General features: G+C 57.4%; 12 protein-coding genes and 1 tRNA gene. 7 read left to right on the top strand and 6 right to left on the bottom strand.

The window, feature by feature from the left end:
• Positions 1 to 41: 41 nt before the first annotated feature.
• From BMY44_RS02995 to BMY44_RS18430, 3 genes are all read right to left on the bottom strand, one after another.
• Positions 42 to 1,139: an ABC transporter ATP-binding protein gene (locus BMY44_RS02995; RefSeq protein WP_089990087.1), complete on the bottom strand. Its 1,098-nt coding sequence runs from the start codon at positions 1,137 to 1,139 to the stop codon at positions 42 to 44.
• Between the two features lie 260 nt (positions 1,140 to 1,399).
• A tRNA-Leu gene (locus BMY44_RS02990) sits at positions 1,400 to 1,486 on the bottom strand.
• Positions 1,487 to 1,561: 75 nt separating this feature from the next.
• The gene (locus tag BMY44_RS18430; RefSeq protein ID WP_165611773.1) at positions 1,562 to 3,835 is read right to left on the bottom strand and encodes a Hint domain-containing protein; all 2,274 of its coding nucleotides are present in this window, start codon (positions 3,833 to 3,835) and stop codon (positions 1,562 to 1,564) included.
• Positions 3,836 to 3,940: 105 nt separating this feature from the next.
• Here BMY44_RS18430 and lipB point away from each other — a divergent pair, with 105 nt between their 5' ends.
• From lipB to BMY44_RS02965, 4 genes are all read left to right on the top strand, one after another.
• On the top strand, positions 3,941 to 4,603 hold the full coding sequence (gene lipB, locus BMY44_RS02980; RefSeq protein ID WP_089994459.1) for a lipoyl(octanoyl) transferase LipB: 663 nt from the start codon (positions 3,941 to 3,943) through the stop codon (positions 4,601 to 4,603).
• Positions 4,600 to 5,685, top strand: a complete 1,086-nt coding sequence (locus tag BMY44_RS02975; protein ID WP_089990082.1) for an endonuclease/exonuclease/phosphatase family protein — start codon at positions 4,600 to 4,602, stop codon at positions 5,683 to 5,685. The genes lipB and BMY44_RS02975 overlap by 4 nt, the downstream gene beginning before the upstream one ends.
• A 143-nt stretch (positions 5,686 to 5,828) precedes the next feature.
• A complete protein-coding gene (ctaD, locus tag BMY44_RS02970; RefSeq protein WP_089990078.1) occupies positions 5,829 to 7,502 on the top strand; it encodes a cytochrome c oxidase subunit I in 1,674 nt (557 codons plus the stop codon).
• Between the two features lie 205 nt (positions 7,503 to 7,707).
• Positions 7,708 to 8,838 carry a hypothetical protein gene (locus tag BMY44_RS02965; protein ID WP_089990075.1) on the top strand — a complete coding sequence of 377 codons (1,131 nt, stop codon included), beginning with the start codon at positions 7,708 to 7,710 and terminating at the stop codon, positions 8,836 to 8,838.
• On the opposite strand, the gene BMY44_RS02960 is transcribed toward BMY44_RS02965, so the two are convergent.
• Entirely contained in the window at positions 8,828 to 9,850 is a 1,023-nt protein-coding gene (locus BMY44_RS02960; RefSeq protein ID WP_242650470.1) for an MBL fold metallo-hydrolase, read from the bottom strand. The genes BMY44_RS02965 and BMY44_RS02960 overlap by 11 nt on opposite strands.
• On the opposite strand from BMY44_RS02960, the gene BMY44_RS02955 reads away from it, so the two are divergent.
• Positions 9,832 to 10,323 (top strand): DUF2244 domain-containing protein, encoded by a 492-nt coding sequence (locus BMY44_RS02955; RefSeq protein WP_089990070.1) that lies wholly within the window; start codon positions 9,832 to 9,834, stop codon positions 10,321 to 10,323. The two genes, BMY44_RS02960 and BMY44_RS02955, sit on opposite strands and share 19 nt — an antisense overlap.
• An 11-nt stretch (positions 10,324 to 10,334) precedes the next feature.
• On the opposite strand, the gene BMY44_RS02950 is transcribed toward BMY44_RS02955, so the two are convergent.
• Positions 10,335 to 10,796 carry a GatB/YqeY domain-containing protein gene (locus tag BMY44_RS02950; RefSeq protein ID WP_089990068.1) on the bottom strand — a complete coding sequence of 154 codons (462 nt, stop codon included), beginning with the start codon at positions 10,794 to 10,796 and terminating at the stop codon, positions 10,335 to 10,337.
• A gap of 167 nt (positions 10,797 to 10,963) precedes the next feature.
• Here BMY44_RS02950 and carA point away from each other — a divergent pair, with 167 nt between their 5' ends.
• Together carA and BMY44_RS02940 are read left to right on the top strand one after the other, a co-directional pair.
• On the top strand, positions 10,964 to 12,109 hold the full coding sequence (carA, locus tag BMY44_RS02945; protein ID WP_089994456.1) for a glutamine-hydrolyzing carbamoyl-phosphate synthase small subunit: 1,146 nt from the start codon (positions 10,964 to 10,966) through the stop codon (positions 12,107 to 12,109).
• A 49-nt stretch (positions 12,110 to 12,158) separates the two neighbouring features.
• Positions 12,159 to 14,090, top strand: coding sequence for a glycosyltransferase family 2 protein (locus tag BMY44_RS02940; RefSeq protein ID WP_131801562.1), 1,932 nt, complete (start codon positions 12,159 to 12,161; stop codon positions 14,088 to 14,090).
• On the opposite strand, the gene BMY44_RS02935 is transcribed toward BMY44_RS02940, so the two are convergent.
• Positions 14,029 to 14,682: a GntR family transcriptional regulator gene (locus BMY44_RS02935; protein ID WP_089990064.1), complete on the bottom strand. Its 654-nt coding sequence runs from the start codon at positions 14,680 to 14,682 to the stop codon at positions 14,029 to 14,031. The genes BMY44_RS02940 and BMY44_RS02935 overlap by 62 nt on opposite strands.
• Positions 14,683 to 14,706 lie beyond the last annotated feature (24 nt).

Raw genomic sequence — 14,706 nt, 5'->3', positions numbered from 1 at the left:
TCTTGAAGGATCGTACGCCGGGCGCGCGCAATCCGTAACTGTTAGGCATCAAGCGCGCGACAGTCGCGCGCAAGCCAGCCGATTTCGATCTGCGCGCCCGGCTCAAGGCGAACCTGATCCGGGGCATTTCTGGTTTTGATGATAAAATCATCAGATCCCGCAACACGCAGACGTGTCCGGAAAATATCGCCCATGTAGATGAACTCCAACACTTCAGCCTTGAGCGTATGGGCATCCGGCGACAATCTGCTTTTGTCGAATTCCACCCGTTCGGGGCGGATCGACACCTTAGTGCGCTCCCCGACCGTAAAAACATTGACCGGCATGGCATCAATGATGTCACCGCTATCAAGTTTGACGATACAGGTCTCACCCCGGATTTCCTGGACGACACCGTCCAACGTATTGTTTTCACCAATAAATTGGGCAACAAAGCTGTTTTGTGGAGCCTCGTAAAGCTCGTCCGGCGGGGCCAGTTGCTGAATACGACCGTCATCGAAAACAGCGACACGGTCGGACATCGTCAGCGCTTCGGTCTGGTCGTGCGTCACATAAACGACGGTAATGCCCAGATCATGCGCAAGGTTCGTGATTTCGAATTGCAGTGTTTCGCGCAGCTGTTTGTCCAATGCTCCCAACGGTTCGTCCATCAAGACGAGCTCCGGCTCGAAGACAAGGGCACGTGCGAGCGCGATACGCTGTTGCTGACCGCCCGAAAGCTGTGCAGGACGCCGGCCACCGAACTTGTCCATCTGGACCATGCCCAGCGCACGGGCGACTTTTTCTTCCTGCACCGATTTGCTTAGCTTGCGGACCTGCAAGGGAAATGCCAGATTTTCGGCGACAGTCATGTGCGGGAACAGAGCATAGTTCTGGAAAACCATCCCGATGCCGCGCTTATGTGGCGGGATGTTGTTGATCGACACCCCGTCCAATTTGATTTCGCCATGTGTTGCAGTTTCAAACCCAGCCAACATCATCAAGCAAGTCGTTTTGCCCGAACCGGATGGCCCCAACATCGTCAGGAACTCACCTTTGGGCATGGATAGGTTCAGGTCTTTGACGACAAGATTTTCACCGTCATAGCTCTTCTGGACACGCTCAAACTCAACAAATGCGGCGTGATTTGATTCAGACACGCAAACCCCCTTTATGGCGGCACCGGCAGCGGTGCTCGCGTTTGCGAAACTAAAGCAACGACCGGAATTGATTGCAAGCAGCTTTACAGTATTTCCGCCAGAACCAAACTGACTAAGGAATTTTGCCTGATGTGTTCCTTTTGAACGGGCGATCTGACCTGTCAGACCGTGTGCATCTGCCAGAATCGCATGTTGACCGGCTGCATCCGCACCATGACGCGGATGAAAAGCGTCAGTTCATCGGGGGACAAGGGATACCTTGGTGCGGTCGGGGGGACTCGAACCCCCACTCCGGTTAAAGAACAGCGACCTCAACGCTGCGCGTCTACCAATTCCGCCACGACCGCATTTGTCAGGCTGCGTGGCGTATAGAACAGGCCCCTGCCCTTGCCAAGAGAAAATCAATCCATTCCGTTAGCGGTTTATCCCATGACCGGATCGAAGTCCGCAATATGCGCAGAAAGCGTGCGGAACGGCGCGAACGCCCTTGCCTGCTGGCCATAGGCAGCCTGCACTCCCGCGCTGAATAGATCGGGAAAAAGAACGGCCATTTCAGCCATTTCCTCCTGACGCAAGGATGCCATCGCCTGCGGTCCGGGATAAAAACTTTCGGTCCAGATCCCGGCAGACAGGATGACTTGATGCGACTCGAACATCAGATGGACATAGGTCACTTCGGATGTGCCGTGTGCGATCCGGACTTTCCCGCCGTTGATGCGGGCCAAGTGGCGCGCGCGCACGAACTGTTCGGACCCGCCACCGCCTCTGTCACGCAGCAACAACCCGTGTTGTGGAGAGAACATAACAGGTGTCTCGTTGCCAAACACACCAGCATCAACGCGGATCGGGCGCAGTTTCGGATTCGCCAGCAGTGTCTTGCGGCACAGGCGACGCTGCCCGGCCCAGATAATGCGCTGCAGGCCAGTGTCGCGGGTCATGACAAGGTCGCCGGCTTTCAGGTGTTCGACAGCAATTTCGCCCTTTGGCGTCAGAATGGGTGTTCCGGCTGTAAAACAGGGGATGCCAGCCGCTCTCAACTGCATCGGGGTCAGCATCAAGGCAGCGGGAACGCCTTGCAAAACGATCGACTCACCCTCTGGAAAACCTAGCCGGGCAAAACCAAGGCCTGTCACCGACACCGTGACATCGCTTACATTGACGGGATTGCCGTCAAGATTGCGTAACCCGCTGACGTCCAGCTGATCGTTGTAAAACCCGTCGCCGTCGGCATCTCCGGTATCAAAGTCAATGATAACGTCTTCGGCGGACCCTTCTGAAGCGACAAAAACATTGTTACCGGCACCACCGCTAAAGGTTTCGCTGCCCGCTCCTCCAATCAGGGTGTCATTGCCATCATCGCCCGCCAGTTCGTTGTTACCCGCACCGCCGAACAAAGTGTCATCGCCGCTTCCTCCAAAAAGGGTATCCCGTCCATCGCCACCAGAAAGGATATCCGCGCCAGCGTCACCATAAAGCGTATCGTTCCCCGCATCGCCCGACAGACTATCGTTGCCAGTGCCGCCGCCGATCGTGTCATTTCCCGATCCGCCAAAAACGGTGTCGTTCCCTGCATCTCCACCGATAGCATCGGAATCTTCGCCGCCATAAATCGTATCGTCACCGTCACCGCCGCCAATCGCGTCTTCGCCAGCGCCGCCGAACAATTGGTCATCCCCGGCATCACCGCCAAACCCATCATTGCCGCTACCACCATAGATCGAGTCGTTGCCATCACCACCACCGGCCATGTCCTGATCTGCACCGGCAAAAATGACATCGCCGCCGCTGCCCCCACCGACGCCATCTGCGCCTTCACCCGCGACGATGAACGCTGGGGCACCGCCGGGCGCGCCAAGCGAATTTGCGTCGTTGGTCCCGACGACCAGATCAAAAGTGCCCTCGGCGAACTGGATACGTTCGATACCGGTCAGTGTGTCCGTGTCGCCCGTCGCAGTCTCCGTGACTTCAAGCGCACCGGACGCGTCAATCTGGAAGGTGTAGTCGGTATAGGATCCCCCATAAACGACAAGATCCGCGGCACCCAAGCCGCCTGATAATGTGTCACTTCCAGCACCGCCGAAGAACGTATCATTGCCGCTGCCGCCATACAGCGTGTCCGATCCGTCATCCCCGCGTAGCATGTCGTCACCCGCGCCACCGAAAACCGTGTCGTTGCCTGCGCCAGCCGTTACATCGTCATCAAAGTCACTGCCATTGACAGTTTCATCAGACGCAGTGGAGTAATCCTGCGATACCATTCCCGCGCTTTGCGGGACGTTCACAGACGCCACATTGAACACACTGGTGATCTCATAGGTCACGCCCGGATCGATTGGCCCGTTCGCCACCATCCCGACAGGTACGCCCGCAATTTCAACGAACCAGACTGAAACGGTGTTCCCGGCCCCGTCATCTAGCCGCATCCCGCTTTCTAGATATATGCGGCCCGACCCGATGATCGTGCCATTGGTGTCCGTGACTGTCCCGATCTGGTCGCTGTCGTCGCCGACTTCGTCCGACATTTGATCGCCGTCAAAGTCGGTCCCGATTCCGCCATCTGTAATATCAAAATCGTAGCTGTTGCTTTCCACAGTCCAAAGCGGATCAAGACGAACAAACGCGCCGACAGTGAAACCGCCCCCGCCAAGGACGACGAAACTGTCGTTTGCAAATCCGTTGAAACGATATGACGGCACGGCACTCCTCGCCCGGTGTTCGAACATAGCAATTACCGCAAACAAACGAATTCTAGGTTAATGACCCCCTTTGCATTGCCTGACGACTTGGCCCATATCTGGGATATGGTTGAATGGATTACGTCCCCCGGGCTGACTGACTATGAAAAGGCGCTTTCAGTGATGGAAACGCGGGCGAACGCCATTGCTGCGGGCACGGCAGACGAACTGGTCTGGCTGGTCGAACATCCGCCACTCTACACCGCCGGCACATCCGCAAAGGCCGCCGATCTTGTCGATCCTGCACGATTTCCCGTTTACGAAGCCCGCCGCGGTGGTGAATACACGTACCATGGCCCCGGTCAGCGCGTGGCGTATGTCATGCTCAACGTCGCCGCGCGTGGACATGACGTGCGTAAGTTCGTCGCCGACCTGGAAGACTGGATTATCGCCACCTTGGAGCAGTTCAATGTGCGCGGTGAACGACGTACAGGCCGCGTCGGCGTCTGGGTTGTGCGTGATGACAAACCACTCACCGCAGCGGGACAAAAACCGGAAGACAAGATTGCCGCACTGGGGATAAGATTGCGCAAATGGGTCAGCTTTCACGGGCTTTCGATCAACGTCGAACCCGATCTAGAACATTTCTCAGGCATTGTGCCCTGCGGAATCAGCGAACACGGCGTGACGTCCCTTGTCGATCTGGGTTTGCCCGTGACGATGGATGACGTGGATGTCGCGCTCAAGAAAACCTTTTCAACGGTGTTTGCGACACCGCAACCGGCATGAGCATTCTCGGCTGGTCCATCGTCGTCATCATTGCGGCCTTCACGCTTGCGCCTTTCAGCAAGATTCCACACGGAATCATCAGGGGTCTGGCATTCCCGCGGCTTCAGTGGTTCTGGCTTGCCATGGCCGCGCTGGTCGCGCTGCCTTACCTGCTCGAGGGCAAAGCACTGATCTTCGGCGCGACAATCCTCGGCCTCTCGGCCGTAACGAATGCGTTTTTTATCGCCAAGTTCACACCACTTTGGCCGTGGCAATCACGACCACCGGAAGATCGGTCAGACGGTAATGAAGAAAGCGAAGTCAGCCTGATTGCCGCGAACGTCAAGCAATCCAATGACAATTACGACGCGGTTTTGCGGATGGTCGATGAATACAAGCCCGATATCCTCATGCTTGTGGAAACGAATGACCGCTGGATCGAGGCACTTGCCCCGCTAAACGAACACTATGACGACAGCGTGATCTGCGCCAAGGAAACAGGCTACGGGATGTGCCTGTTCTCGAAACTGTACCTGTCCAACAAAGAGGTAAAGGATCTGGTCACGGAAGGTGTTCCATCGATTCAGGCGAACGTTACCTTGCGGGACGGGTCGCAATTCCGCCTGTATGTCGTGCACCCGGAACCACCTGTTGCAAGTCACGATACGCTTGGACGTGACAGCGAAATTGCCAAGGTCGGCCTGCTCGCGAAATCCCATCCGCTGCCCGCGATCGTATCGGGAGACCTGAACGATGTGGCCTGGTCAACGACAACACGGCGATTCCAGCGACTATCAGGGCTTCTTGATCCCCGTGTTGGACGCGGTTTTTACAATACTTTCAATGCGTTCTATCCCGTCTTTCGCTGGCCTCTGGATCACCTCTTTCATGATCAGCGGTTCCGCTTCATTTCGATGGATCGGCTGGGCAAAATCGGGTCAGACCACTTTCCGATGTATTATCGCTTGACCTTGGGGCCGGAACCAAAGGCGGAAAATCCGGTGCCGGAAGCTGACGCCGAGGAAAAGGAAGACGTCAAGGAAATGATCTCGGAAGAGACGAATCGGTCACGCAAACCCATCGGAACAGACTGGGAAGACTGAAAGGCACCTGCGCCAATTTTACCCATGTCTACGGACCCTTCGCATCTTGCTCTACCCCAAGGGGTCCACTAGAAGCATGCCAAACCGATGGGCGCAGTCCGACTCGACCATCGACAGAGGTAGCCAACGCGAGGGAGAGCCACATGGCAGACGCAGCCATCCACGGCCACGAGCATGAAGACAACCGCGGTTTCTTTACCCGGTGGTTCATGTCCACAAACCACAAAGATATCGGGATCCTGTACCTGTTCGTTTCAGGTGTCGTCGGGTTCATTTCGGTTGCATTTACGGTGTATATGCGACTGGAGCTCATGGAACCTGGCGTGCAATACATGTGCGTCGAAGGCGCACGGTTTATTGCCGATGCGGCAAACCCATGTACGCCAAACGGGCACCTCTGGAATGTGATGATCACGTACCACGGCGTCCTGATGATGTTCTTCGTGGTTATTCCGGCGCTGTTTGGCGGCTTTGGTAACTACTTCATGCCGCTACAAATCGGCGCGCCGGACATGGCGTTCCCGCGGATGAACAACCTGTCTTTCTGGATGTATGTTGCAGGTACAGGCCTTGGCGTTGCGTCGATGCTTGCACCGGGCGGCAACGGACAGCTTGGTTCTGGCGTGGGTTGGGTGCTCTACCCACCGCTTTCGACGACCGAAGCCGGTATGTCGATGGATTTGGCGATCTTCGCGGTTCACGTGTCGGGTGCGTCCTCGATCCTTGGCGCGATCAACATGATCACGACGTTCCTGAACATGCGCGCACCGGGCATGACACTGCACAAGGTGCCGCTGTTCTCCTGGTCGATCTTCGTCACAGCCTGGCTGATCCTTCTGGCCCTGCCTGTCCTGGCCGGCGCGATTACGATGCTGCTGACAGACCGGAACTTTGGGACAACCTTCTTTGATCCGGCCGGCGGCGGCGATCCGATCCTGTACCAGCACATTCTCTGGTTCTTCGGTCACCCGGAAGTCTATATCATCATCATCCCCGCATTCGGGATCATCAGCCACATCATCGCGACATTCTCGCGCAAGCCGATTTTCGGCTACCTGCCGATGGTCTATGCGATGGTTGCAATCGGTGTTCTGGGCTTCGTCGTCTGGGCGCACCACATGTATACTGTTGGCATGTCACTGACACAGCAGTCCTACTTCATGCTGGCGACAATGGTGATCGCGGTCCCGACAGGGGTGAAAATCTTCTCGTGGATTGCAACGATGTGGGGCGGCTCCGTTGAATTCAAGGCACCGATGCTTTGGGCCTTCGGCTTCCTGTTCCTCTTCACCGTGGGCGGTGTGACCGGGATCGTCCTGTCACAGGCTGGCGTCGACCGGGCTTATCACGACACTTATTATGTCGTGGCGCACTTCCACTACGTGATGTCGTTGGGCGCTGTGTTCGGTATCTTCGCGGGGATCTACTTCTACTTCCCCAAGATGTCCGGCAAGATGTATCCTGAATGGGCAGCCAAGCTGCACTTCTGGGCGATGTTCATCGGCGCGAACGTGACCTTCTTCCCGCAGCACTTCCTGGGTCGTCAGGGCATGCCACGCCGCTACATCGACTATCCGGAAGCCTTCGCGTACTGGAACTACATCTCCTCTTGGGGCGCGTTCCTGTCGTTTGCTTCGTTCCTCTTCTTCATCGGCGTGATCTTCTATGCGCTGATCTGGGGACGTAAGTGCACAGAGGCGAACCCATGGAACGAATATGCCGATACGCTGGAATGGACACTCCCATCCCCGCCGCCAGAGCATACGTTCGAGCAGCTGCCAAAGCAGTCTGACTGGGACAAGCAGCACGCACATTAATCTGCTGGATTTGTTGGAAAAGGGCCTGCTTCAAAAGCGGGCCCTTTTTTCGTACCTCGTCGGACATGCATCGTGCAATCCTGACAACTCTCCAATTGCGGCGAGCCTGTTCATCGACTCGTTCGTCCGAATTGCGCCATGCGTTACAGCTTTGGTTGGCCATGAATGCCCCAGAAGAAAACGACAGTAGAGGTAGGCAATTTCTATGGATATCACTGTCAAATACAAAAAGGGTCGCGCCGATCTGATCTTCGGCAAGGACCCCGCGAAACGTGTCTATTTTCAATGCGCACACCCCGATCATCGCGCACCCGTGGTTTGGGATTTCGCCGCCTTTGCTGCGCAAGTCATCGCGCAGAACTTTGAAACCGACGTCACCTTGCACGCGGCTGTCACGCAAACGGCCACGCAGAATTGCGGCTACCTCAGCGAATTTCATCGCATGGCCCGCAACGAAGATACGGCGTATCGCGTGCGCCCCACCACGATCGTCCCTGATCAACCTGCAACGGGAGATATCAAAGCGCTGTGCCTTAGCACAGGGATTGACTCCACCTATGCATTGGTCAGCAAGCAGGCGGAAATCGAATTCACCCACGCGATGGTTGTCCACGGTGCGGATTACCGGCCAAGCCATAAGGTTGGGTTCCAAACACTTCTGAACCGGGTCACGGCGATGTCTGACATTGCCGGGCTCAAACCAGTGGTCGTAAAAACGAACCTGCGTCGTATCGGTTTCGATTGGCGCATGCATCACATCGGACAACTTGCAGCCTGCATGCATTTTCTTGGTCCGCAATTTTCTGATGTCGCATTTGCGGCGGATAAAACCATTGCACAGGATCTGATCAGGTTTCCGTGGGGCAACAATTTCGCGATCGGGACCCATGTCGGAAGCGGAACGAATACAACGCACTACATCGGCAAAGACACAACGCGATACCACAAGGTCAAAGCCATTCAAAAAGACGCCCGCTTTCTGAACCACATCGGCGTGTGTGCCGCACAGAAGGAGCAAGGGGGCAACTGCGGCGTGTGTTCGAAATGCGTAATGACACGTGTTGCCTTCGAATGTGGCGGCATGCCCTGCCCGCCGATCTTCAAGGCAATGCCCGATCTGGCCAAACAAATCACCGCTTTGTCCAAACAACGATCGGTCGTGAAATCGCGCGGTGCCCCGATCCGTGCAGGGGAAATGCTGCCCTACATCACTGACCCAGAACTACGCGCAGCTGTCATTGCGTTCCGCGACGCGAGCCTTCAGACCCAGCGGCCCTATGCAATCGCAAACTTGTTTTATGCGCTGCGTAAACGGCTTGGCATGGTCAGGGATTAAGGATGATCTCCATGCCATCTTTGCCCACTTGCACCGGGCCAGAATAGGTCTTCGCAACTTCGGCCAGCCAATCGGCATCCCCGAAGTCAGGATCGTCAATCGGCACCATATGGTTCAAGACGAGACGCCTAACAGCGGCATCCGCCGCAATACGTCCGACATCGGCGGCTGGCGTGTGCGACGCCATCAAATGTGCGCGCAGGCGATCTGCACCTGGTGTGCGGCGCACAAGGGCGTCCACGCCCGCAACCAGCATCGCCTCATGAACGAGGACATCAGCCGCTTTCGCAAAGTCGGCAAGCGGCGGGAAATAGCAGGTGTCGGATGAAAACACGACGTTCTTGTCCGCAGTCTGGAACCGCAGGGCAAAACAATCGGTAACCGGCGGGTGGTCCACACGTAAGGCCGAAACATCAATTTCATCAATGCTCGCAACTGGGCCCTCTCCAAAGACATGAAATGCAACCAAGTCACGAATGGGCTGACGGCCTTCGTCGGCAATACGTATCTGCTGATCGAACGCCATGGATTGCAAAAAACCATCCCAATATTCCGCAATCCCCGGGGGACCGTAGACCGTGATCTGACGGTTCAGGCCAGTGGTCCAGGCCGTATAAAGCAAAGGGCCAAGCTCCAGCACATGATCCGAATGAAGGTGCGTGATGAAAATCACGTCGATCTGCAAAAGCGAGACGCCAGCCTCGACACAGCTGCGCGAGACGCCGATCCCGCAGTCGATAACGATGTTGTGGCCAACAAGTTGCAACAACGACGCCGTCGGCATCTGGCTGTTCTTGCGGACAGCGGGGCCGCCTTTGACACCCAGAAGGACAATCCGGTCCATTGCGCAATCACTCCCGTTTGACAAACCCATCCGGTTCGCATCCTGCACCTTATTGCAGGAAACGGCCATATCGCCATAACAAGGCACGCGACAAAAGCGCGACGACTTCGCGCATTTGCCAAGCAGCAGAAACGGGATAATTCCTTTATATGCCTTACGAATGGTCATCAGAACCGCCACACGCAAATCCGGACTGGCAACTCAGCCTCTGGCCGTACCGGTCTTTGCTGCGCAAGGACTTCGTGCTGTTTATCGGCGGAACAGCGGCAATCATATCGCTGCCGCTTTTCGTCGTCATCGGGACAGCTGTCCTGTGGGGCCTGCTGCCGTTTTTCGCGATGATGCTCGGTGGCCTCTGGTATGCCCTGCACGTGAGCTACAAACGAGGCGAGGTTCTTGAAGAACTCACGGTGACGGACGACACCGCGCATCTGACGCGTCACAATCCGGACGGGGAACGGCAAGATTGGAAGGCGAACCGCTATTGGGTCAGTGTGCATCTGCACCCGAAAGGCGGTCCGGTTGAAAACTACATCACCCTGCGCGGCGGTGACCGCGAGGTGGAAATTGGCAGTTTTCTGGATTCAGCCGAACGGCTCGCGCTTTATGGTGATCTGAAACGCAGCCTGAAAGGCCCTTAGCCAGGGGCGACCTAGCCCAAACGGGCCTTCACCATCGGGCCGGTCTTGGCGAAATCCATCTGCCCTGTGTACTTGCCCTTGAGCACGGCCATGACTTTGCCCATGTCGCGAATATTTTCCGCACCAACTTCGGCGATCGCGGCATCAACGGCGGCAGCGGCTTCGTCTTCATCCAGCTGCTTTGGCAGGAATTCCTCGATGATCTTGATTTCCTCAAGTTCTTTCTCGGCCAGTTCCAGACGGCCACCTTCTTCATAGGCACGCGCGCTTTCCTGACGCTGCTTGACCATGCGCCCCATGATCGCAAGAACGTCGGCATCGCTCACGCCTTCTTCTTCCTGATCGGTACCACGCAAGGCGATATCCTTGTCCTTGATTGCGGCATTGATCAGCCGAAGCGTCGCAAGGCGGTCCGCTTCTTTTGCTTTCATCGCGTCCTTGAGGGCCGCGTTGACCCGGCTGCGCATATCCATTGGATGTCCCTATCCATGTCAGTATCCCGAGGGCGCACCATAGCCATGCCGCACAGCACTGACAAGCAGAGTGCACGCAACGTCAATCCCTTGTTTCTATGGCCTTGACCCGCCCCGCACAGGGGCCTATTCACGGCCAAGTTTGCGCAACCGCGGGGGAAATGCACATGCCAACCAAACCGACAGCCTGTCTTGCCCTCGCCGATGGAACAATCTTCTATGGGATGGGGTTCGGGGCGACCGGACAAACGGTCGCGGAACTCTGCTTTAATACGGCGATGACCGGGTATCAGGAAATCATGACCGACCCGTCCTACGCCGGGCAGATCGTGACATTCACCTTCCCGCATATCGGCAACACCGGCGTGAACCCCGAAGACGATGAAACCGCCGACCCGGTTGCAGATGGCATGATCGTCAAGTGGGATCCGACGGATGCTTCAAACTGGCGCGCGACCGACGAACTGACCACGTACCTGGCCAAACGCGGGCGCATCGGGATGGGCGGTGTCGACACACGGCGGCTGACACGGGCGATCCGGCAACAAGGCGCACCACATGTTGCGCTTGCCCATGATCCGGATGGCAATTTCGATATCGAAGCGCTCGTCGCGGCAGCTCGCGCATTTTCAGGGCTGGAAGGCCTCGACCTTGCCAAGACCGTCACCTGCAGACAGTCCTATCACTGGAACGAAATGCGCTGGGCATGGCCGGAAGGCTACAAGCCGCAAACCAACCCCGTGCACAAGGTTGTCGCCATCGACTACGGTGCAAAGCGCAACATCCTGCGCTGTCTTGCATCCGCGGGTTGCGACGTAACGGTTCTGCCAGCGTCTGCCACGGCAGAAGATGTGCTTGCGCTGAACCCCGACGGTGTCTTTCTGTCGAACGGCCCGGGGGATCCGGCCGCGACAGGCGCATACGCCGTGCCGATGATCCAAGGCGTTTTGGATAAAGATATTCCTGTCTTCGGGATTTGTCTGGGCCATCAAATGCTGGCGCTGGCGCTTGGGGCGCAAACGATCAAGATGAACCACGGCCACCACGGCGCGAACCATCCGGTAAAGGACCATGACACGGGCAAGGTTGAAATCACCTCGATGAACCACGGGTTCACGGTTGATGCGCAAACGCTGCCCGAGGGTGTGATCGAAACCCATGTATCCCTGTTTGATGGATCGAACTGCGGGATTCGCATGGCCGACCGGCCGGTGTTTTCGGTGCAATACCACCCCGAGGCAAGCCCCGGACCAATGGACAGCTACTATCTGTTCGAACGCTTCGCAGCCGCGATGGCGGAACGGGCCGCTTAATTCTTTATCAACGTTAACCCCACATTAATGCGGGACATGCATCTTCAGGGTGAACAACTTGAAGGTGCATATGGGTCTGGTTTCCAACATCGCTTTGCCAACGGCCAGCAGTGCCGTGGCATTTACCCCGCTTGGGCAGGAACTTTTGAACCGCGGAACGCTTTGCGTCGATGATCTGCTTACCGCGATGTGGACAGCGAAACGTCAGAATGTGCCGCTTGAAACAGTGCTTTGCGCGGACTGGCACCTGTCAGAAGACGAAATTTGCAGCGCGCAGGCGACGGCCTTTGATGCATTGCGGATCGACCCTGTCGCGGCCCCGCCAGACCCACGGCTGATCGCGGCCTTTGGTGCACAACGTATCCTGAAAACCGGCCTGTTGCCTTGGCGCAATGCGGGTGCCGCGACGGTCGTGCTTTGCACCAGCGTCGCCGGGTTCATGCGCCACCGCGACGCGCTCGCGGCGTATCTGGGGCCCGTGCGCCTTGCGCTGACAACGCCGACCCAGCTTGCAAAAGCGATGCGGCAATTACGCGACCCGCATCTGACCCATGCCGCCGAAACGCAACTGCCTGAAAGGGACAGTTCACGCTGCTGGAACAGCGCCGTTGCACAGCGCTGGGTCTTTGGCATGGCGACATTCCTCGGGGCAGCTCTGCTGACTGCACCGGTTGTCATGGCGGCGCTTTTCTGTCTGCTTGTCAGCGCGCTGGTCATCCTCACGACAGCGCTGAAACTTGCGGCGACAATCGCGGGTTGGAAAACCGCATCTGGCACGGAACACCGGTCCGCCGCTCTTCCCGTGCGGTTGCCAACGATCACGCTGCTCGTCCCGCTCTATAAAGAACGTGACATCACCGCCCATCTGATCAGGCGGCTGGATGCCCTGGACTACCCGCGCAGCCTGCTTGACGTTTGTCTGGTTCTTGAAGCAAACGATACAACAACGCGGCAAGCCATTGATGCGGTGGCGCTGCCTTCCTGGATGCGCCCCATCGCGGTGCCCGAAGGCACGCTGAAAACCAAGCCCCGCGCCTTGAATTACGCCATGACCTTTGCGCATGGCAGTATCATCGGGGTCTATGACGCCGAAGATGCACCGGCCCCCGACCAATTGCGCACGGTGGCCAATCACTTTGCAAATGCCACGCATGACGTCGCCTGTCTCCAGGGCACGTTGGATTACTACAACCCGACTGCCAATTGGCTAACCCGCTGTTTCACGCTCGAATACGCCAGCTGGTTTCGTGTGATCCTGCCCGGATTCGCGAAATTGGGACTGGTCGTGCCACTAGGAGGAACGACGCTCTTTTTCCGCCGCACGGTTCTTGAAAAACTGGGCGGGTGGGATGCGCACAACGTGACAGAAGACGCGGACCTTGGCGTCAGACTCGCGCGGCGGGGATACCGGACCGAATTCATGGCGTCCGTGACCGAGGAAGAAGCGAACGGTCGTATGTGGCCATGGGTCAAACAGCGCTCGCGCTGGCTCAAGGGGTATGCGATCACCTACGCCGTCCATATGCGTGACCCGTTCGCCCTTTGGCGCGACCTTGGGGCATGGCGGTTCTTCGGCGTGCAACTGCTGTTTCTGGGGACGTTGCTGCAATTCGCGCTGGCACCCGTGGTCTGGTCATTCTGGCTGATGCCGCTGGGCATTCCGCATCCGCTGCAAGCCGTCGTCCCGCCGGCAGTCATCTGGGGACTTGCAGGTGCATTCATCGCGGCGGGCTTGATCAACCTCGCAATCTACATCATCGGCGCGCGGCGTGCGGGCAAGCCAAGGCTGGCGTTCTGGGCCCCGACACTGCAGTTATATTTTTCGCTGGCCGTCGCCGCCGTGTACAAGGGATTGGTCGAACTGACGTGGAAACCGTTTTATTGGGACAAGACGACCCACGGCGTGCTGATGCCGGATGCTACTCTGCCGCCTCGACGGCCTGCGCATCCAGCTTCAGACGGACAACAAATGCCTCACTGATGTGATCGCGCAGCGCTTTGTAGGCCGCATCGCCATCGCCCGCCTCGATCGCCGCAACAATGGTCGCGTGTTCCTTTAGTGTATCCGCACCGCGCCCTTCGGCGGAAATAGAAGTCGTCGCCAAAAGTGCCATGGACCGGTGCACAAGGTCCAGTTGCTGCACCAGAAACCGGTTATGCGATGCCAGATGTATTTGCTTGTGAAAGCGGCGATTGGCACGGCTCAAGGCGTCGGGATCGTTGATCAACGCCTGATCGGCGTCCAGCATAGAGCGCAGCACCGTCACCTCTTCTGGGGTGGCATGGCGGGCGGCAAGACGGGCGGCAAGACCCTCCAACTCGCCGCGCACCACGTAAAGCTCTGACAATTGCGAATGGTCGAGCGAGGCCACGATCAGGGATCGACCGTCACGTGTCAGCAATGACTGGGTTTCAAGACGCTGCAGCGCCTCGCGCACCGGTGTGCGGCTGACACCCAAACGCTCGGCCAGCTCACTCTCGACCAGCCTGTCGCCCGGCTTGTAGATATGGCTGTCGATCGCCTCAAGAATCAACGCATAGGCGTCTTTCTGCGGTTGGCGCGGATCGTTCATCTGTCGAAACCTTTCACATCGTAC

Source organism: Cognatiyoonia koreensis (genome assembly GCF_900109295.1).
In the GTDB taxonomy this organism is placed as follows: domain Bacteria; phylum Pseudomonadota; class Alphaproteobacteria; order Rhodobacterales; family Rhodobacteraceae; genus Cognatiyoonia; species Cognatiyoonia koreensis.
This window is presented reverse-complemented; position numbering and strand designations above follow the sequence as displayed.

What these genes read in the sequence shown, in the direction of transcription:
- lipB (WP_089994459.1), top strand. Translation starts at nt 3,941, where the DNA reads ATGGTTGAATGGATTACGTCCCCCGGGCTGACTGACTATGAAAAGGCG.
- BMY44_RS02975 (WP_089990082.1), top strand. Translation starts at nt 4,600, where the DNA reads ATGAGCATTCTCGGCTGGTCCATCGTCGTCATCATTGCGGCCTTCACG.
- ctaD (WP_089990078.1), top strand. Translation starts at nt 5,829, where the DNA reads ATGGCAGACGCAGCCATCCACGGCCACGAGCATGAAGACAACCGCGGT.
- BMY44_RS02965 (WP_089990075.1), top strand. Translation starts at nt 7,708, where the DNA reads ATGGATATCACTGTCAAATACAAAAAGGGTCGCGCCGATCTGATCTTC.
- BMY44_RS02955 (WP_089990070.1), top strand. Translation starts at nt 9,832, where the DNA reads ATGCCTTACGAATGGTCATCAGAACCGCCACACGCAAATCCGGACTGG.
- BMY44_RS02960 (WP_242650470.1), bottom strand. Translation starts at nt 9,850, where the DNA reads ATGACCATTCGTAAGGCATATAAAGGAATTATCCCGTTTCTGCTGCTT.
- BMY44_RS02950 (WP_089990068.1), bottom strand. Translation starts at nt 10,796, where the DNA reads ATGGATATGCGCAGCCGGGTCAACGCGGCCCTCAAGGACGCGATGAAA.
- carA (WP_089994456.1), top strand. Translation starts at nt 10,964, where the DNA reads ATGCCAACCAAACCGACAGCCTGTCTTGCCCTCGCCGATGGAACAATC.
- BMY44_RS02935 (WP_089990064.1), bottom strand. Translation starts at nt 14,682, where the DNA reads ATGAACGATCCGCGCCAACCGCAGAAAGACGCCTATGCGTTGATTCTT.